The organism is Proteus terrae (assembly GCF_003144325.1).
GTDB lineage: Bacteria > Pseudomonadota > Gammaproteobacteria > Enterobacterales > Enterobacteriaceae > Proteus > Proteus terrae.
The window spans coordinates 38413-58168 of sequence record NZ_PENS01000015.1 but is presented as its reverse complement, the minus strand read 5'-3'; the positions used below and the strand labels follow the sequence as shown (position 1 = coordinate 58168).

General features: G+C 39.6%; 14 protein-coding genes. 7 read left to right on the top strand and 7 right to left on the bottom strand.

What is annotated here, in order from left to right; genetic code table 11:
- The first annotated feature begins 208 nt into the window (after positions 1–208).
- Positions 209–1096, top strand: coding sequence for a BPSS1780 family membrane protein (locus tag DK857_RS15290; protein ID WP_109402619.1), 888 nt, complete (start codon positions 209–211; stop codon positions 1094–1096).
- Between the two features lie 86 nt (positions 1097–1182).
- Here the strand turns inward: DK857_RS15290 and allD are convergent, their stop codons facing one another.
- Positions 1183–2232: an ureidoglycolate dehydrogenase gene (gene allD / locus DK857_RS15285; RefSeq protein WP_109402618.1), complete on the bottom strand. Its 1050-nt coding sequence runs from the start codon at positions 2230–2232 to the stop codon at positions 1183–1185.
- A 406-nt stretch (positions 2233–2638) separates the two neighbouring features.
- Here allD and DK857_RS15280 point away from each other — a divergent pair, with 406 nt between their 5' ends.
- Positions 2639–2971: a hypothetical protein gene (locus DK857_RS15280; RefSeq protein ID WP_109402617.1), complete on the top strand. Its 333-nt coding sequence runs from the start codon at positions 2639–2641 to the stop codon at positions 2969–2971.
- 112 nt (positions 2972–3083) lie between these two features.
- On the opposite strand, the gene serS is transcribed toward DK857_RS15280, so the two are convergent.
- From serS to lrp, 5 genes are all read right to left on the bottom strand, one after another.
- A complete protein-coding gene (serS, locus tag DK857_RS15275) occupies positions 3084–4373 on the bottom strand; it encodes a serine--tRNA ligase (RefSeq protein ID WP_109393544.1) in 1290 nt (429 codons plus the stop codon).
- 119 nt (positions 4374–4492) lie between these two features.
- Positions 4493–5842, bottom strand: coding sequence for a replication-associated recombination protein A (locus DK857_RS15270; RefSeq protein WP_109402644.1), 1350 nt, complete (start codon positions 5840–5842; stop codon positions 4493–4495).
- Between the two features lie 7 nt (positions 5843–5849).
- Positions 5850–6458: an outer membrane lipoprotein chaperone LolA gene (gene lolA, locus DK857_RS15265; protein ID WP_075672453.1), complete on the bottom strand. Its 609-nt coding sequence runs from the start codon at positions 6456–6458 to the stop codon at positions 5850–5852.
- A gap of 113 nt (positions 6459–6571) precedes the next feature.
- A complete protein-coding gene (locus DK857_RS15260; protein WP_109402616.1) occupies positions 6572–10264 on the bottom strand; it encodes a DNA translocase FtsK 4TM domain-containing protein in 3693 nt (1230 codons plus the stop codon).
- 132 nt (positions 10265–10396) lie between these two features.
- Positions 10397–10891, bottom strand: a complete 495-nt coding sequence (lrp, locus tag DK857_RS15255) for a leucine-responsive transcriptional regulator Lrp (protein WP_004244566.1) — start codon at positions 10889–10891, stop codon at positions 10397–10399.
- 543 nt (positions 10892–11434) lie between these two features.
- Here lrp and trxB point away from each other — a divergent pair.
- The 5 genes from trxB to infA all read left to right on the top strand — a co-directional run bounded on the left by trxB (position 11435) and on the right by infA (position 17311).
- Complete coding sequence (gene trxB / locus DK857_RS15250) at positions 11435–12394, top strand: thioredoxin-disulfide reductase (RefSeq protein WP_109402615.1); 960 nt, start codon at positions 11435–11437, stop codon at positions 12392–12394.
- Between the two features lie 141 nt (positions 12395–12535).
- Complete coding sequence (gene cydD / locus DK857_RS15245; RefSeq protein WP_109402614.1) at positions 12536–14305, top strand: heme ABC transporter permease/ATP-binding protein CydD; 1770 nt, start codon at positions 12536–12538, stop codon at positions 14303–14305.
- A gap of 2 nt (positions 14306–14307) precedes the next feature.
- Positions 14308–16059: a heme ABC transporter ATP-binding protein/permease CydC gene (gene cydC, locus DK857_RS15240; protein WP_109393541.1), complete on the top strand. Its 1752-nt coding sequence runs from the start codon at positions 14308–14310 to the stop codon at positions 16057–16059.
- Position 16060: 1 nt separating this feature from the next.
- A complete protein-coding gene (aat, locus tag DK857_RS15235; RefSeq protein ID WP_109402613.1) occupies positions 16061–16753 on the top strand; it encodes a leucyl/phenylalanyl-tRNA--protein transferase in 693 nt (230 codons plus the stop codon).
- A gap of 339 nt (positions 16754–17092) precedes the next feature.
- On the top strand, positions 17093–17311 hold the full coding sequence (gene infA / locus DK857_RS15230; RefSeq protein ID WP_004244560.1) for a translation initiation factor IF-1: 219 nt from the start codon (positions 17093–17095) through the stop codon (positions 17309–17311).
- A gap of 123 nt (positions 17312–17434) precedes the next feature.
- On the opposite strand, the gene clpA is transcribed toward infA, so the two are convergent.
- Complete coding sequence (gene clpA / locus DK857_RS15225) at positions 17435–19726, bottom strand: ATP-dependent Clp protease ATP-binding subunit ClpA (protein ID WP_109402612.1); 2292 nt, start codon at positions 19724–19726, stop codon at positions 17435–17437.
- Positions 19727–19756: the final 30 nt, after the last annotated feature.

The following is a 19756-nucleotide window of genomic DNA, read 5'->3' as shown; positions in this document are numbered from 1 at the left end:
GACGATCTCAGAAATAATATTTTTTATGAAACTAATATTTTTACGCTATTTTTTATTATTAAATACAATTATCAATAAACTTAAATTGTCTTTATAAGATTATCCTTAACCTATATTAGCTTTAATACAGTTGATTAATAACAAAACTAAAAGATATTATAGAAGGCTTATATTTATAAACAAAGACATTGGGATTAAGGTACAGGAAATGGAACAAGACAACAATTCATCGCAAACAGAGCCACAAGAGGTATTCACGCCTATTCCTCAAGCTCGAGGTGCTTCAGGTGGTGTTCGCTGGTTAGGACTAGGGTGGGATTTAATAAAAGAACGTTTTTGGATGTGGATAGGTGTTATTATTATCTACTTTATTGTTAGCCTTATTATATCAACCATTCTTGGATTTATTCCGCTAATTGGCCCAATCATCTCACCTTTTGTTACTACTGTATTGGCTGCAGGTGTCGTGGCAATTGCTCATCAGCAGTATGAAACTCAACGTATTGATGTTGATTCCTTATTTGTTGGTTTCTATAACAAACGTTATCTTAGTTTGATGGGGGCTTACGGTATTAGTTTTCTCATTTTACTTGTGGGCTTTATTCTTGCTTTTATAGTCAGCAGTGCCGCCATGATGGATGTTTTTTATGCTATCAATAGCGATTATCCTGAAGAGATTATTGTTGAAATGTTGATGGATAACTCATCTGGATTTATATTATTTTTTGTTATTATTGCTATTTTTGGCGCATTGAGTACCGCAGCTTATTGGTTTGTCCCTGCTCTTGTATTGGTTAATGGTTACAAGGCACTCCCTGCGGTTAAAGCAAGCCTTTCAGCAGTAAAAATAAATTTAGCGGGTGGGTTCTTCTTCTTTATTTTACTGTTCTTTATTATCGCTATTAGTGTTATTCCATTTGGTTTAGGATTATTAATCACTATTCCTCTTTCTTACACAGCCATGTATGGCTCTTATCGTGATATTTTTTATCACCATAATGTAGGTAGCCAAGGAAATAATGGTGGAATTGGTGGAAATGGAACAATTTCTCTTAATAAAACCGCTGAATCTAATATTGGTAAATTAGTAAGTTAATTCTTAGCATTAACTTACTTAAATAAAACAGCAGTAGAGTGTAAATTCTACTGCTTTTTATTGTCTAGAATAAATAGCTATTATCATTAACCCGCAAATGGGTCTTTATTGTTATAGGATTTGTTATACAGTACATCAGATATTAAATAATCATAAATTTCATTAACAATTTCAATACCTTCCTTCTCGCTTCTTTGCTCTTCTATTTGACTATTCTCACCAGGATAGAGAACTTTATCTACATTCGGTGCAGGTTTAATTGCATTTAATTCGCCCATAACCTGTGAGATATGTTCTCTAAATAGAGTGGCATCAGTAAAGAAAGCGGGATTAATCACAATATGTAATTGGCCCAATTCTCGCCCTTGCGTTAAATCGTGATACATCGAACTGACATGTTTACCAAAAGGAAGCCCAAGTAAAATACCAGACAACACATCAACCATCATCATTAAGCCATAGCCTTTAGGGCCTGCAATAGGCAATAGCCCTTTTACTGCAAAGGGATCGGTTGTAGATTTTCCGCTTTCATCTACCGCCCAAGTATCAGGAATATCGACATGACGTGAACGAGCATCAAGCACTTTGCCCCACGCCTGTACTGTTGTCGCCATATCAAATGTAATATGTTTATCACCTACGCTTGGAGCAGAAAATGCGATAGGATTTGTGCCGTAATACACCTCTGAGCCACCAAAAGGAACAACCATTGGATCAGATTGGCACAACGAAATACCTACCATACCCGCTTGTGATGCTTGTTCAACAAAGTAAGACAATGCGCCGCTATGACCAATTCGCCTTACACCAACAACAGCAACTCCCTTCTCCTGGGCCATTTTAATTGCACGTTCCATTGCGTCTTTCGCTGCAACATGTCCAGCTCCATTATCACCATCAAATACGGCGCTACAGGGTCCTGTTTCAGTATAAGTAAAATCAGGAGCTATATTTGTACCGCCTTTACTGATCCGTTCTGCATAATACTCTACACGTACAGCACCATGAGAATGAATGCCTTTGGCATCAGCATGGACTAAGACATCAGCCACCGTATCAGCATGAGACTCACTCAATCCTGCATGATGTAATTTGTTTTTTATTAATTGATGTAACTGCTGTTTAGAAACTATCATAGAATAAGCTCTTTTGTAGGGTTCTAATGAAATAGAAACGTCATAAAGTAACTGAGGTAAATTCGGGCGATAGGTCTAATTTAACAGCATAAATAAGATCTGCCGTGATCGGTTTAACCAATGACGGATTGCATTATATTTTTATTTAATCCCACTTTATTTAGTAAGAATATTTTAATAATCATCTGCTTTCTACATTTTATAACTATATTTAGATAACATTAAGAAGATTAGAAAGTCTCTTATTAAGAGTAAATGGCGAGAACTCAGCTATCATTTTTTATTTAATTACAATATTATCCTCCCCTTTTTATGTTAAAAGGTCTAAGTTCTTATACATTCCTTTTGATCATTTAAATCTATTTCAGTAGTCTGTGAAACAATTAAAATTTGTGGAATAAATAAAATGATAAATAAAGAAATATTAAAAAACTTAAAATATTTTGAAAAAAAACCATTAATTCATTATATTAATTATTCTCTAACAGAAGAAGCAGAAAAAAATATATTAAATGGTTGGTTGCCTTCATGCATGGAAGATAAATGGCTTTCTTATAGTATAGAAAACTGTGTCTATGTTCACCGTAGTTGGAGTGGACATTTAATGTATAAATTTACTATTCATAATAAAACCATTGATTATATAGAAATTGCTATGGACGATTTTGTTAGTATGGAAAATGAAAGAAAAATAGAAATATTTTTTTCTCTACTACCTTATTTATCTAAACCTCATTGAAATGTTGTGTATTAAATAAAAATATAATTTTTGATTTCTTTCTATATCATAAAAAAAACCCCCTGCCTAAGCAGAGGGTTAAATTATTAATACTCAATTAATTAAAGAATAATTAACCGATATATTCTAAACCGTTCATGTATGGACGTAATACTTCTGGAATTTCAATACGGCCATCAGCCATTTGATAGTTTTCCATAATTGCAACTAAAGTACGACCTACTGCTAAGCCTGAGCCATTTAAGGTATGAACAAGTTGAGTTTTCTTGTCACCTTTAGAACGGAAGCGTGCTTGCATACGACGTGCTTGGAAATCCCAGCAGTTAGAGCATGAAGAAATTTCACGGTAAGTATTTTGAGCAGGAACCCATACTTCTAAGTCATATGTTTTACGAGCGCCAAAACCGATATCACCAGTGCAAAGCACAACTTTACGATATGGTAGATTCAGTAGTTGCAGCACTTTCTCAGCGTGACCCGTTAGCTCTTCTAATGCTTCCATTGATTTTTCAGGATGAACGATTTGAACCAGTTCAACTTTATCAAATTGGTGCATACGAATAAGGCCGCGAGTATCACGTCCATAAGAACCCGCTTCTGAACGGAAGCAAGGCGTATGCGCAGTCATTCGCAATGGTAGATCGTCTTCTTCGAGAATGACATCTCTTACCATATTTGTCACAGGTACTTCCGCTGTTGGAATAAGCGCGTATTGGCTTTCTGCTTCTTCTTCTAACGGTTTAGTGTGGAATAAGTCTTCACTAAATTTAGGTAACTGGCCTGTACCGTACAGAGTTGCGTGGTTAACCAAGTAAGGAACATACATTTCTTGGTAGCCATGCTCTTCTGTATGCAGATTCAGCATAAATTGTGCGATAGCACGGTGTAGACGTGCAATTTGACCTTTCATTACAACAAAACGTGAGCCGGTGATTTTAACCGCAGAAGCAAAATCTAAACCATCTGTTAGTTCACCTAAAGTCACATGATCTTTTAATTCAAAATCATAAGTCTTTGGTGTGCCCCAACGAGAAACTTCAACGTTTTCGCTGTCATCTTTGCCATTTGGAACAGCATCGTCTGGCATGTTTGGAATAGTTAAAACGTAATCACGAATTTCCGCTTGAAGCACTTCAAGTTCGGCTTTTGCAGCTTCAAGTTTTTCACCTAACAGGTTAACTTCTTGACGAAGTGGCTCAATATCTTCACCACGCGCTTTTGCCGCACCAATGGACTTCGATCGAGAATTACGTTCTGCTTGCAGGGATTCAGTTTCAACCTGTAACACCTTACGGCGTTCTTCTTGTTGACGGATTTTTTCCACATCGAGGGTGAACCCCCTGCGAGCCAGTTTTTCGGCGACCGCGTCTAGCTCATTACGCAGTAGATTTGGATCGAGCATGCTTATCCTGTGCTTATTGATAGATTAATAAAAAACCTTCTCTCCTATCTTATAAAAAAGATATCTGAGACAAGGCATAGTTAAGAAATTAATGATAATTTAATAACCTTACCGCATCTTTACATTTTGCGATAGCGTTTTGTAACACTATTTTGATCTTGTTGAGATAGCCAGTCTAATTTCTCTGCAACCTTGATCTCTAACCCTCTTTTTACTGGGTAATAGTACTGCGTATTTGCCATTTCTTTAGGGAAATAGACCTCTCCAGCAGCATAACCATTAGGCTCATCATGAACATAACGATATTCAGCACCAAGCCCCATTTCTTTCATTAATTTTGTTGGTGCATTACGTAAATGCCCAGGTACATCATAATCTGGCTTACTTTTTGCATCGGCAATAGCTGCTTTAAATGCGGTATAAACGGCATTACTTTTGGGTGCACAAGCCAAATATACAATTGCTTGAGCAATAGCGCGCTCACCTTCTGCGGGACCCACTCGAGTAAAGCAATCCCAGGCAGCAATTGCCACTTGCATGGCGCGAGGATCGGCATTCCCCACATCTTCTGACGCAATCGCCAATAAGCGACGAGCCACATAAAGCGGATCGCCACCTGCTGTTATGATCCTTGCATACCAATAAAGAGCAGCATCAGGCGCAGACCCCCTTACTGACTTATGTAATGCAGAAATAAGATCGTAAAAGCGATCACCTTTATTATCAAAACGAGCACTACGCTCACCACTGATTTCTGTCAGTAATGCCGACGTTAATACTCGTATTCCTTGATTATCAACCTCAGCAATATCCGCCATCATTTCAAGTAAATTTAATGAACGACGTGCATCACCATTAACCAGTTGTGCAATCATTTTACGCGTATCATCTGGTAAGATAATATTACGCCCGCCTAAACCTCGTTCTGGATCGTCTAGCGCTTGTTGTAGCACTTGCTCAATATCAGCTTCGGTTAATGAACGTAATAGATAAACTCTTGCTCTGGATAGCAACGCGGAATTTAATTCAAAAGAGGGATTTTCTGTTGTTGCACCAATAAAAGTGATCGTACCGTCTTCAATATGAGGCAAAAAAGCATCTTGTTGACTCTTATTGAAACGGTGGACCTCATCAACAAACAAGATCGTTCTGCGCCCAGCATTGCGGTTTTGACGCGCGATTTCAATAGATTCTCTGATTTCTTTAATACCCGATGTCACCGCAGATAAACGTTCTATATCGGCTTGCGCATAGCGACCAATGATCTCAGCAAGGGTTGTTTTACCCGTGCCAGGAGGCCCCCATAAGATCATGGAATGCAATTGACCCGCTTTAATCGCTCGAGGTAATGGTTTACCTTCAGCAAGTAAATGAGTTTGTCCGATATATTGTTCCAACGTTTCAGGTCGCATTCTTGCAGCTAAAGGTTGAAACTCATTGCGTGAAAAATCGAGTGATAAATTACTCAAAATATCCTCACTGACGTTGGTCATCCACAGTCACACCCGCAGGAGGTGTAAAGCGAAACGCGGAAGCATCGATTGGCGCAGCAGTCTGTGCAGTCAATTGATAATTACTGACTTGACCGTCTTGTTCTGTGGCAGCGAATTGCTGAATTTGTCCATTAGGTAATACAGTTATCGTAAAATGTTTTAAGTTATTTTCTACTTTAGGTGTTAGCTCAAAACGATCACCAGACTGTTTTACATCATAGTTTTGCCATTCTTTGCTGTCATTACGGGCGATCAGCATAAAAGGCGTATTGGTTGTAGCACTTTCAAGCCAAGTTGCAGTGACTTGCTCGACAAAAGGGTTATAAAACCACAATGTTTTACCATCGGAGATTAACGTACTCTCATCAGGTGCAGTCATTTGCCAATTAAACAAATCAGGGCGTTGTACTTTTAAACTACCTTCCCCTTTTTGGATAAGCGAGCCTTCATTGCTGGTCACAGTTTGACTAAAGTTTGCTTGAAAACTATTTACTTTATTTAATCGTTGTTGCAAATCCTGACGTGCATCAGCCCAAGCGGCTTGGCTACTTATTAATGTCATCGCACACACTGCAAATAATACTTTTTTCATTCTACAAGCCTCGGCATGAGATAACGCCGACATAATGTCGGCGTATAAATTATTGATGATATTGTGCAGATTACCATGCTATCTCATTAGCTGATAACTGTGTTTTCAAGATATTACATATCTGAAGGTGGTGGCGAAAGTACATCACGAGTATTGTTGTGGTTTGGCGCACTTACAATACCTTGCATTTCCATCTGTTCCACAATTCTTGCCGCGCGGTTATAACCAATTCTAAATTGGCGTTGTACACCAGAAATAGAAACACGTTGTTTTTCAACTACAAATTCTACGGCTTGGTCAAACAACGGATCAAGCTCTTCACCATCATCATATCCACCACCACTATTGCCTTCACCTTCTTCGCTACATTTTGTGATGGCTTCAATATATTGAGGACGACCTCGAGCTTTCCAGTCAGTTGCTACGGCATGGACTTCATCATCACTAACAAAAGCGCCATGAACACGTTCAGGCACAAAGCCATTCGGTGCATAAAGCATATCACCCATGCCTAGTAATGACTCTGCACCACCTTGGTCTAAAATAGTTCGAGAGTCGATTTTACTCGATACAGTAAATGCGATACGGCTCGGAATATTAGCTTTAATTAAGCCTGTAATAATATCAACAGAAGGCCTTTGTGTCGCAAGCACAAGGTGAATACCCGCAGCACGTGCTTTTTGCGCTAAGCGAGCAATCAACTCTTCAACTTTTTTACCTGCTGTCATCATCAAATCAGCAAATTCATCAACAACAACAACAATATAAGGTTCTTTTTCTAACGTTGGTATTTCTGTTGCCATACTGTCGCTTGGTTTCCAGAATGGATCAGGAATAGGACGTGCCATTGCTTCAGCTTCTTTAATTTTTTCGTTATAACCTGCAAGATTACGCACACCTAATGCTGACATTAGTTTATAACGACGTTCCATTTCAGCCACACTCCAACGCAGAGCACTTGCGGCATCTTTCATATCAGTAACAACTTCAGTTAAAAGATGTGGAATACCTTCATAAACCGAAAGCTCAAGCATTTTAGGGTCAATCATAATAAAGCGAACATCTTCTGGTTTCGCTTTATAGAGAATGCTGATGATCATCGCATTGACACCGACAGATTTACCTGAACCCGTTGTACCAGCAACAAGTAAGTGAGGCATTTTAGCTAGATTGGCAACAACTGGCTGACCGCCAATATCTTTACCTAAAACAACGGTTAATGGAGAACGGCTATCTCTGAATGCCTCGCTATCTAACAATTCACGCATATATACGGTTTGACGTTTTTTGTTAGGTAATTCCAGTCCTACATAAGGTTTCCCCGGAATAACTTCAACAATACGTACCGCAATAGCAGACAATGAACGCGCTAAGTCGCGCGATAAATTTGATATACGTGCAGCTTTTACACCCGGAGCAAGTTCAAGTTCAAAACGAGTGATAACAGGCCCCGGTGAAATACCAACAACCTTGGCTTTAACACGATAATCATTAAGACGCGCTTCAATAAGTTTACCAATACGCTCAAGCTCAAACATATCAACAGGCTCATCTTCTACTGGCGGTGTTGTTAGTAAATCCAGAGAAGGCATTGGTGTTGTTGGCTTTTGCAACGGCCTATCATTACGCATCAACAATGGATGAATTAAAGATTGTTGCTGTTGCTGTTGCTGTTGCTGTTGCTGTTGCTGTTGCTGTTGCTGTGCAAAATGCTGCGCCATATTAGACTGTGGTTCAATACGTGATTGAGGTGCAGCTTGTGGTGTAACAGGTTCAGAAACAATTGGTGTAAATACTGGCTCTATCGGATCTTCATCCAATAGATCATCAATTGGTGAGAATGCCTCTAATGCAGTGAGCTCTCTTTCTAGCTCAATTTTAGGGCTGTACTCTTCCTCTTCTTCATCTCGAGGTGAAATTTGTAAAAATGCATTGCTGGCTGGGTATTCAACTTTTTTCTCAATAGTTTGTGTCGGTTGCGCTGATTGTGAGGCAAACGAATGTTGAATATGAGGTTGATAACCCGTTGTTGCTTGTAATGAAGGCACTGGTGTTGATATTTGAGGTAAAACCTCATCTTCGTCATCATCTAACGAAATATTATCGCCATAACGATCCTGCAATTGTTGCTTAAATTGTGCTGCCAACTGTTGCTGATATTGCTCATCTTCATCAATATCGTTGTTATTTTCTTCTGTAGAAGAGAATGTATTCGCGGTAACTGTTGGCTCATCACGATAATCATCTTGTTGATGACTAAATGAAGATATTGGTGTTGTAATACTTGGCTGATGAGGCTCAATAATATCTTCAGGATCAGTACTATCGTTTTCACCATAACGTTCACGTTGCTGTTCGAGGAATTGCTGGCGCAACTCTTGTTCGAAATTAGCTTGTTCTTGAATATCAGCTAAGTCATCTTCAGGTTCAGACTGAATAGCCTCTTCACGACGACGTAATTCAGCTTCGCGTTGTGAAGGAATATGAATGCCATAAAGCTCACGACGTGTAGGCAACCGCACTGGATTTGGGCGAGGTAATTCAGGGCCTAACCCTTGTTTAACTTGAGAACCATGGCTAACAAGAGCACTAGTCGCTACACCAGCTCCCACCGTAGCTGCTTGCGTTAAAGAATCTGTATCAGGCGCTAGCGAGAATGTAGGTTCAGCTCCTCTGCCAGCAGGCATAAAACTATCTGTTGATACAGATGATGGCTGTGCCATAGGTTCATTTTCAACAAACGGCATTACAGAAGGTGTACTTTCTTCTGGTATTGAGGAATAAGCAGGACGTTGAGGAGCATTGATTTCCGATTGAGCTTCTTTTTTCAAGAATGCTTCTGGAATATCAAAACGATAATGTTCTGGTTCTTTCGTATCAGTTGGTTGCGAAGCTGGGGCTGACACAAGAGGAGCTGGTTGTGTCAATGTTTGTGCATGTTCATCCGCTATATCATTTGTTGCAGAGAAAGATGGCAAATCATCTTCTTGTTCTGCTTTAGATTGCAACGTGTCTATCTCTTGCTGACGAGCTAGTTCAAGTGCTGAAGGTGCAGAAAATAAAATATCATCACTCTCTTCTGTTGCTAATTCAGATTGCTGATTTTCTTTTTGATTTGAATTTTCAGCTAGTTCTGTAACAACGTCTTGAGTGTCATCTTCCTCTTCTTCTGCGTAATCAGCTTCATTTTGGCCTCTATTGGTAATAAAACCAACACTTCCCAAAATAACGGCACCAATTTTTTCTGTGATTGTTAACCAAGACCAACCGGTAAACAGAGTAAAACCAATAGCCCAAACAGATAACAGGGCAAGAGTAGCGCCTAAAACATTAAACCATGGTAATAGAGCTTTGCTAAACAAGCTTCCAATTACACCACCAGAGCTGAAATTATAGATATCATCAAAATTAAGATCAGCTAATGCACAAGAGGTAAAGATCAGAGCTAAGGCACCAATCGTGCGAAGTGCAAGAGAGAAGAAGTCGGTGTATTCACGGTTTTGTTGGTAACGCAGAGAATTCCAGCACCCAAAAACCACGACAACAGGAATTGCATAGGCAAGTAAACCAAATGCAGAAAATAGAATATCAGCTAACCATGCTCCGATACTACCGCCTAAATTCTGGATAGGCTCATTCCAAGTGGTTTGTGACCAGCTAGGATCAGAGGGATGAAAGCTAAATAAAGAAACCATTAAAAAGACAGCGCCAATACCGATAAGGATGAGAATAGCCTCCCAAATACGGCGACGGTTGCTTATCTTTGTTAAACGAATATTTTTATCTTCTGTATATTCCTGGCTCAAAGAGGGCTCTCCAGGTTTAACTTAGGGTGAATTAAAACGGAACAACGCTGAGATGTCCCAGCGTTGAAACTGTATGCATAAACAGGAGTGTACCTAACTTTTTCCTGCTTTGCACCAACCTATTAAGTTGGCTTAGCGAGTTTTAATTACAAGGCGGTTGCTTTGTTTAACTTCTTCCATAACCACGTATGTACGTGTGTCATTAACACCCGGAAGACGTAACAGTGTTTCACCTAGTAATTTACGGTAAGCGGACATATCAGGTACACGAGTTTTCAACAGATAGTCAAAATCACCAGAAACTAAATGACATTCTTGGATTTCTTCAAGTTTCTGAACAGCCATATTGAATTGTTCAAAAACATCTGGTGCCCCACGGTTTAGTGTGATTTCCACAAATACTAATAATGATGCATCTAAGTAATGTGGGTTTAACAGTGCTGTATAACCAGAAATAAATCCTTGGCGCTCTAAACGACGTACACGCTCTAAACAAGGTGTTGGTGATAAACCTACACGTTTAGATAGCTCAACGTTTGAAATACGACCATCTTTTTGAAGCTCATTTAGAATATTCCGGTCTATTCTATCAAGATCTTTACCCGGACGTTTTTTATTATCAATCATCTCTATACTCTCTTTCTCTTTTTCTCTTACTTTATTTTCCTATACCCATACCTGTACACCATCAGCATCACTGTCGAAACTTCGGTATCAAACGGTCAGAGCAAACTACCAATCTATTTTCTTTTAATGCCGGATAAAAGTTCTATTTTATCCAAATACTCATTAGCAAATATCGTAAAGTAACTATCCTATACCCTGTCTGTCTAAAAATATTGCGTATAACATCCGAGGATAATTATCTTTAACAATTATGTTTTCGCAAATGTACAGCGGATTGTCAAAGCAAATGAGTAAAAATCAGAACAAGGCGCTATGTTATTCTCTATATACGCAAGATAAACATCAATTGTAAAGCAAAATGTTTCAGGTTAATTCGATGATGTTAGCCCAATATAACTCTATAATTATTAAACTATATTAGTATTAACTATTGCTAAAATAGCTAAAATATTATGTCTATTTCTCGTCATTGGCTTTTTTTAACGTCTTATTTCTCCTACAATCCCTCAATTCGCATCACGCCTAATCAGAGATGAGGTATACATGAGCACCATCAAACATAGCAAACTTATTATTTTAGGTTCAGGCCCTGCGGGTTATACCGCCGCCGTTTATGCTGCAAGAGCAAACTTAGAACCAGTACTGATTACGGGTGTTGAAAAAGGCGGTCAGCTGACAACAACAACAGAAGTCGAAAACTGGCCCGGAGACCCTGAGGGGCTAACAGGTCCTGGCTTAATGGACCGCATGTTTCAGCACGCTGAGAAATTTAATACAGAGATTATCTCTGACCATATTAATAAAGTCGATCTGAAAAACCGTCCATTCCGCCTATTTGGTGATGAACAAGAATACACTTGTGACGCATTAATTATTGCAACAGGTGCTTCTGCACGCTATATCGGTTTACCTTCAGAAGAATCTTTTAAAGGCCGAGGCGTTTCTGCTTGTGCAACCTGTGATGGATTTTTCTATCGTAACCAAAAAGTCGCTGTTGTCGGTGGCGGAAATACAGCGGTAGAAGAAGCTCTTTATTTAGCTAATATTGCATCAGAAGTTCATCTGATCCACCGTCGTGATTCTTTCCGTTCTGAAAAGATCTTAATTAACCGTTTAATGGATAAAGTAAACAGTGGCAATATTATTTTGCATACTGATCGTACCTTAGACGAAGTTCTTGGCGACGATATGGGTGTAACGAAGGTTCGCTTAAAAGACACTAAGAGTGATAAAACCGAAGAATTAGATGTTATGGGTGTCTTTATTGCAATTGGACATAGCCCTAACACCGCTATTTTTGACGGTCAATTAGAATTAGACAACGGTTACATCAAAGTACAATCAGGTACTCAAGGTAATGCAACACAAACCTCTGTCGAGGGTGTTTTTGCAGCTGGTGACGTAATGGATCACATTTATCGTCAAGCAATTACCTCTGCTGGCACAGGCTGTATGGCTGCTTTAGATGCAGAACGTTACTTAGACGCACTAAAATCCAACTAAAATCATCACTTCCTTTCAAGGCGCTATTTCAGTAGCGCCCTTTACCATGTAACATACTAGCCTGGTTGCCAAAGCGTATAACTACTTACCCTTGGCCTTTCTGATACTTTGTATCTCACCTGCAGATTTGAATCTTTTCTTATGGATAAAACTAAACAAAGTGAATTGGTTCGATGGCTGAAACAGCAAAGTGCTCCAGCCCGTAGATGGCTACGGCTATCAATGATCCTAGGTGTTGTAAGCGGTTTATTAATTATTGCGCAAGCATGGTTATTAGCTGTTTTACTTCAAGCATTTATCATGGACAGTCTAAGTCGTGATACGCATATACCTACCTTTCTCACCCTTATTGGTATTTTTATCTTACGAGCTGTGGTGATGGCAATACGAGAGCGTGTAGGTTATCGCTGTGGTATGGCGGTCAGGCAACAAATTCGTAAAATTGTTCTTGATAGACTTGAAGAGCTAGGCCCTGTTTGGGTTAAAGGTAAACCTGCGGGAAGTTGGGCAACAATTATTCTAGAACAAATAGAAGATATGCAAGATTACTATGCGCGTTATATTCCGCAAATGTATCTTTCTACTATTGTGCCTATTCTTATCCTTATCACCATCTTCCCTGTTAACTGGGCTGCTGGCTTGATCCTATTTTTCACCGCCCCACTGATCCCGTTGTTTATGGCATTAGTTGGATTAGGAGCAGCAGATGCTAACCGTAGAAACTTCCTCGCATTAAGTCGTTTAAGTGGTAACTTCCTCGATAGATTAAGAGGATTAGATACATTACGGTTATTTAACCGTGGTAATGCAGAAGTTAAACAGATAACTGAAGCAACAGAAGATTTCCGTAAACGGACAATGGAAGTGCTAAGAATGGCATTCCTTTCATCAGGCGTATTGGAATTCTTTACCGCTGTTTCTATCGCAGTTGTGGCGGTTTACTTTGGTTTTTCTTACTTAGGTGAACTTAATTTCGGTAGTTATGGTTTTGGTGTTACCCTTTTCTCAGGATTTTTGGCGTTGATCTTAGCCCCTGAATTTTTCCAACCATTGCGTGATTTAGGAACATACTATCATGCAAAAGCACAAGCGATTGGTGCGGCTGAATCTTTGGTTGAATTTTTAGAAACTGAAGGTGAAAAACCACAATTCACAGGCAATGAGCGTATCAATACAACAGACAGTATTGAGATAATAGCTCATGAGCTAGAAATTCTATCTCATCAAGGTGTCAAACTGGCGGGCCCATTAAACTTTACCATTAATCCTAATCAGCGAATTGCGATTGTGGGTCTTAGTGGTGCAGGCAAAAGCTCGTTGTTAAATGCGCTACTCGGTTTTTTACCTTATCGTGGCTCATTAAAAGTTAATGGTATTGAATTAACACAGCTCTCTCCTGAAGCTTGGCGTCAATGTTTAAGTTGGGTTGGTCAAAATCCTAATTTACCAGAACAAACCTTGTTGGATAATATTCGCTTAAGCAATCCTAATGCCAGCAATGAACAAATCAATCTTGCCATGGAAAAAGCCTATGTCAGCGATTTTATCAATGAATTACCTGACGGCTTAAATACGATTATTGGCGATAGTGCTGCACGCCTTTCTGTTGGTCAAGCTCAGCGTATTGCTGTTGCTCGTGCTTTATTGTCACCTTGTCAATTTTTGTTATTAGATGAACCTGCAGCAAGCCTTGATTCTCATAGTGAACAACGTGTGATGCATGCGCTTAATAATGCCTCATTAAATCAAACGACCTTGCTTATTACTCATCTACTTGAAGAAACTTTAGGTTATGACCAAATTTGGGTGATGGAAAAAGGCCAAATTATTGAAACTGGTACTTATGCATCGTTAAGCCAACAGAATGGCACTTTTGCTCGCCTTCTTGCTCATCGTAAAGAGGAACTTTAATCATGAGAGTATTGCTTCCTTTTCTTGCACTCTATCGTCGTCACTGGTTTATGTTATTGCTGGGGATTATTCTTGCTATTCTGACTTTACTGGCGAGTATTGGTCTTTTAACACTATCAGGCTGGTTTTTAGCGGGTACATCTCTTGCTGGTTTTGCTGGTATTTATAGCTTTAACTATATGCTACCTGCAGCGGGTGTTCGAGGTGCGGCAATTTTTCGTACTGCGGGTCGTTATTTTGAAAGGCTTGTCAGTCATGACGCCACGTTTCGCGTATTATCACACTTGCGCGTATTCACCTTTAAAAAGATCCTCCCTCTTTCACCGGGGGGAATAGCTCGTTTTCGTCAAGGTGAGTTACTTAACCGCTTAGTTGCTGATGTTGAAACACTAGATCACCTCTATATTCGCGTTATCTCCCCTATCATTGCCGCTTTTGTTGTCATTATGGCAATTATGTTTGGCCTTGGTTTAATTGATGCACGTTTAGCCAATACGCTAGGTGGCATTATGCTTACCTTGCTGATTGTTTTACCTTTCGTATTCTATTATGCAGGTAAACCTATTGGCCGTGATCTTACTGATTTACGTGGTCAATATCGCACAGTGTTAACCAGCATGTTGCAAGGACAAGCTGAGCTAACTGTTTTTGGCGCATTACCTCGTTTTAGACAAAATTTAGCGCAACTTGAAGCTAAATGGCTACGCAGACAAGCACAACAGGCAAACTTAACCGGTTTATCGCAATCATTGATGATCCTCGCATCAGGGCTAACAGCGACATTAATTTTGTGGCTAGCAGCTGGCGGTATAGACAATAGCTTTATGCCTGAAGCGTTAATTGCCTTATTTACATTTTGTGCATTGGCAGCATTTGAGTCATTAGCCCCTGTTACTGTTGCTTTCCAGCATTTAGGACAAGTGATGACATCAGCAACACGTATTTCTCATTTAATTGAGCAAAAACCTGATGTCACTTTTCCTGAAAATGGGGGAGAAAAAAATAATAGCGCCACACTTACAATGCACAATATTTGCTTTACTTATCCAAAGCAACCAATGCAAGTCATCAATCACGTAGATTTAACGATTGAAGCAGGTCAACACATTGCCCTATTAGGGAAAACAGGTTGTGGTAAATCGACACTATTGCAGTTGATCAATCGCGCTTTTGATCCGACTCACGGCACTATCAGCTTAAATAATTTACCTATTGCTGATTATGATGAAGCAACATTACGCTCGATGATGTCCGTTGTTCCTCAACGCGTTCATGTCTTTAGCCATACATTAAGAGAAAATTTATTGATGGCAAAAGAACAGGCAACAGATGAAGAGCTTAAACATGTTCTTCAGCAAGTCGGTCTTGGGCAATTACTTGAAAATGATGAAGGCTTAAATGCATGGATGGGCGATGGTGGTAGACAGCTCTCTGGTGGCGAACAGCGACGTTTAGGACTTGCAAGAGCCCTACTCCACAATGCGCCTCTTGTATTGCTTGATGAGCCAACAGAAGGCCTTGATGCTGATACAGAACAGCAGATCCTCGCACTCTTGCATCAGCATTGCCAAGGTAAAGCTGTATTAATGATCACTCACAGACTTCACGGTTTAGATAAAATGGATAAAATCTGCGTTATGGATGGCGGAAAAATCGTTGAAACAGGCACTCATGCTTCGTTGTTACAACAACAGGGGCATTATGCTAAATTTCATCAAAGACAGGCTCTATTAACACCAGCTCACGAGGCATAATATGCCGTTGTTTCAATTAGATGATTGTGATTTGGATTTTCCAGAGCCTCATTTAGCTTTAAAAGAGCCCAACGGCTTATTAGCGATAGGGGGAGAAATCTCCCTTTCGCGATTACGTGTTGCGTATCAATCGGGTATTTTTCCTTGGTACTTCCCTAATGAAGAACCATTATGGTGGTCTCCCGATCCAAGAGCCGTTTTACCCACTGGTGATTTGCATATTGGGCGTAGTTTACGTAAATTTATTCGTCATCAGCCTTATAAAATTACACTTAATTATGCCTTTGCTTCGGTGATTGAAGCGTGTTCTGTACGTGAAGAAGGAACATGGATAGGCCCTGATATAAAAGCAGGTTATGAATCCCTCCATCAACAAGGTGAGGCTCACTCTGTTGAGGTTTGGGAAGGTGATGAACTCGTTGGAGGGTTATATGGAGTAAATATAGGTGCTGTTTTCTGTGGCGAATCTATGTTTAGCCGTAGAGATAACGCCTCTAAATGTGCCTTTATTGCTTTTTATAACCATTTTCTTCGTTATGGGGGTCAACTATTTGATTGTCAGGTGCTAAACTCTCATACTGCCTCGTTAGGCGCCTCTGAGATTTCACGTGAACATTATTTAGTTGAGTTATCTCGTTGGAAAAAAGTGATTATTGATAAAAAGTGTTGGTATCAGCAATCGTTGGAATTATAATCACTGCTTGTTTTTGTAAAGCCCTTCTTATTTAAGACAGAATTAAGAGTGTCATTCTGTTATTTATGCAAAAAGGTTTATACAAAAATTTTATCTTACACACCCATTATGTGGTTAGGGTGCTGTTATTTTATTGCTACAAATACCACAAAATAAAGAATTACGACTTCTGTTATTACTTTTACTTTAGCAAAGTAAAACGCAAGTTGCGGTAAGGATGTTAAGTGCAGTAGCAAGGTGAACACCATTGCTATCCAATAACATTCCTTTACATAGGACAATATTTTCGGCATTATCTTGCCGTTTAAAAAATATGGTTATTAAAACTTAGAGGATTAGATGGCCAAAGAAGACAACATTGAAATGCAAGGCACAGTACTGGATACTCTGCCAAACACGATGTTCCGCGTAGAATTAGAAAACGGACACGTCGTTACCGCTCATATCTCAGGAAAAATGCGTAAAAACTATATTCGTATCCTGACAGGCGACAAGGTTACCGTTGAGCTGACCCCATATGACCTGAGCAAAGGCCGTATCATCTTCCGTAGCCGTTGATCCCAATCTGTTCTCTCCCGTTATTGTCATATAACAGGTGAAAAAAAACACCACAGGCAAGGCATGTATTGATGCTCACCTGTGGTGTATGCTTTTATAGCTTAGTGAAATTAACCGCTATCCTTAGATAACGGCATCTTCATTCTTGGCCAGTTTTTCTTGGCTAACAAACTCATAATTCAATTTGCCTGCCTGTTTATCTAGTGTCACAGAAACCGAGCCACCATTAACAAGAGAACCGAATAAAATCTCGTTAGCTAATGGTTTTTTCAAGTTTTCTTGAATAACACGCGCCATTGGTCTTGCGCCCATCGCTTTATCATAGCCTTTATCACACAACCATTGGCGTGCTTCTTGGCTTACTTCTAGCGATACCCCTTTATCATCTAACTGCACTTGTAGTTCGACAATAAATTTATCCACGACCATAGAGATAATTTCTGGCGATAATGCATTAAACCAAATAATACTATCTAAACGGTTACGGAATTCAGGTGAGAAGGCTTTTTTGATTTCAACCATCGCATCAGTGCTGTTATCTTGCTCTGTAAACCCAATTGATTTACGTTGCGTTTCACGCACACCCGCATTGGTTGTCATCACTAAAATGACATTACGAAAATCTGCTTTACGACCGTTGTTATCCGTTAATGTACCGTTATCCATTACCTGTAACAGGATATTGAACACATCCGGATGTGCTTTCTCAATTTCATCAAGTAACACTACGGAATATGGATTTTTAATGACAGCATCTGTTAATAATCCACCTTGATCAAAACCAACATAACCAGGAGGAGCACCAATTAGACGGCTGACCGTATGTCTTTCCATATATTCAGACATATCAAAGCGTAGCAACTTCACATTCAACGCTTTCGCTAGCTGTACTGTAACTTCCGTTTTACCTACCCCAGTAGGGCCCGCAAATAAGAATGAACCCACTGGTTTATTATCTTGGCTTAATCCTGCTCGACTCATCTTAATCGATTCAGACAAGGCGTGGATCGCTTGATCCTGACCGAATACCAACATTTTTAATTGGTTATCGAGATTTTTTAGCATTGATTTATCACTGCTAGAAACTGTTTTTTCAGGAATACGTGCAATTTTAGCTACGACTGATTCAATATCTGAGACATTAATGGTTTTTTTACGTTTACTTGGTGCAACTAAACGTGTTTTTGCACCTGCTTCATCAATAACATCAATAGCTTTATCAGGTAGGTGTCTATCTGTGATGTATTTAACCGATAAGTCCACCGCTGCCTGGATGGCTTTATTCGTATAACGTACATCATGGTGTGCTTCGTATTTTTGGCGCAATCCTTTGATGATCAAGACTGTCTCATCTGGGGATGGTTCAGTTACATCAATTTTTTGGAAGCGACGCGCAAGCGCTCTGTCTTTTTCAAAGATATTGCTAAATTCTTGATAAGTCGTAGAGCCTATAACGCGAATTCGACCACCAGATAACAATGGTTTAATTAAGTTTGCCGCATCAACTTGCCCACCTGATGCAGCTCCTGCGCCGATAATGGTGTGGATCTCATCAATAAATAAGATGCTTTTTTCATCTTTTTCTAGGGTTTTCAGTAACGCTTTAAAACGTTTTTCGAAATCACCGCGGTATTTAGTTCCCGCTAAGAGCGAACCAATATCGAGTGAATAAATAGTGTAGCTTTTCATCACATCAGGAACGTCGTCTTGCTCAATACGCCATGCAAGCCCTTCTGCGATAGCTGTTTTACCGACACCTGATTCGCCCACTAATAATGGATTATTTTTGCGACGACGGCATAACACTTGGATTGTTCTTTCTAATTCAGCTTGACGCCCAATTAGGGGATCAATTTTACCTTGGCGCGCTAACTGATTAAGGTTAGTGGTAAAATTATCCATATGATCGTCGCCTTGTGGCATCTCTTGTTGAGATTGCGCATTCATATCATTCATGTCAGAAAGATCTTCGTTTTTTTGATCTTCTTTCGAAATGCCATGAGAAATAAAGTTAACGACATCAAGGCGGCTAACGTCATGTTTACGTAATAAGTAAGCTGCGTGAGATTCTTGTTCACTAAAAATAGCCACCAGCACATTAGCGCCAGAGACTTCATTTTTGCCTGATGATTGAACGTGAAAAACAGCGCGCTGTAATACACGCTGAAAACTCAGCGTTGGCTGTGTTTCTCTGTCCACATTTTCAGGCAAAATTGGGGTTGTTTTACGAATAAAGACTTCAAGTTCTTCGCGTAAGACTGCCAGATCGACTTTACAAGCTTCCAATGCTTCGCGTGCCGATTTATTACTTAATAGCGCCAACAACAGGTGCTCTACAGTCATAAATTCGTGTCTGTTATCACGGGCTTTCGCGAATGCAACATTAAGACTCAGCTCTAATTCGTGATTAAGCATAAGCACCTCCTCCTTAAAAGACTAACCGGA

Bases quoted from the DNA above. Each gene is read 5' to 3' on its own strand.
- DK857_RS15290 (WP_109402619.1), top strand. From the start codon at position 209: ATGGAACAAGACAACAATTCATCGCAAACAGAGCCACAAGAGGTATTC.
- allD (WP_109402618.1), bottom strand. From the start codon at position 2,232: ATGATAGTTTCTAAACAGCAGTTACATCAATTAATAAAAAACAAATTA.
- DK857_RS15280 (WP_109402617.1), top strand. From the start codon at position 2,639: ATGATAAATAAAGAAATATTAAAAAACTTAAAATATTTTGAAAAAAAA.
- serS (WP_109393544.1), bottom strand. From the start codon at position 4,373: ATGCTCGATCCAAATCTACTGCGTAATGAGCTAGACGCGGTCGCCGAA.
- lolA (WP_075672453.1), bottom strand. From the start codon at position 6,458: ATGAAAAAAGTATTATTTGCAGTGTGTGCGATGACATTAATAAGTAGC.
- lrp (WP_004244566.1), bottom strand. From the start codon at position 10,891: ATGATTGATAATAAAAAACGTCCGGGTAAAGATCTTGATAGAATAGAC.
- trxB (WP_109402615.1), top strand. From the start codon at position 11,435: ATGAGCACCATCAAACATAGCAAACTTATTATTTTAGGTTCAGGCCCT.
- cydD (WP_109402614.1), top strand. From the start codon at position 12,536: ATGGATAAAACTAAACAAAGTGAATTGGTTCGATGGCTGAAACAGCAA.
- cydC (WP_109393541.1), top strand. From the start codon at position 14,308: ATGAGAGTATTGCTTCCTTTTCTTGCACTCTATCGTCGTCACTGGTTT.
- aat (WP_109402613.1), top strand. From the start codon at position 16,061: ATGCCGTTGTTTCAATTAGATGATTGTGATTTGGATTTTCCAGAGCCT.
- infA (WP_004244560.1), top strand. From the start codon at position 17,093: ATGGCCAAAGAAGACAACATTGAAATGCAAGGCACAGTACTGGATACT.
- clpA (WP_109402612.1), bottom strand. From the start codon at position 19,726: ATGCTTAATCACGAATTAGAGCTGAGTCTTAATGTTGCATTCGCGAAA.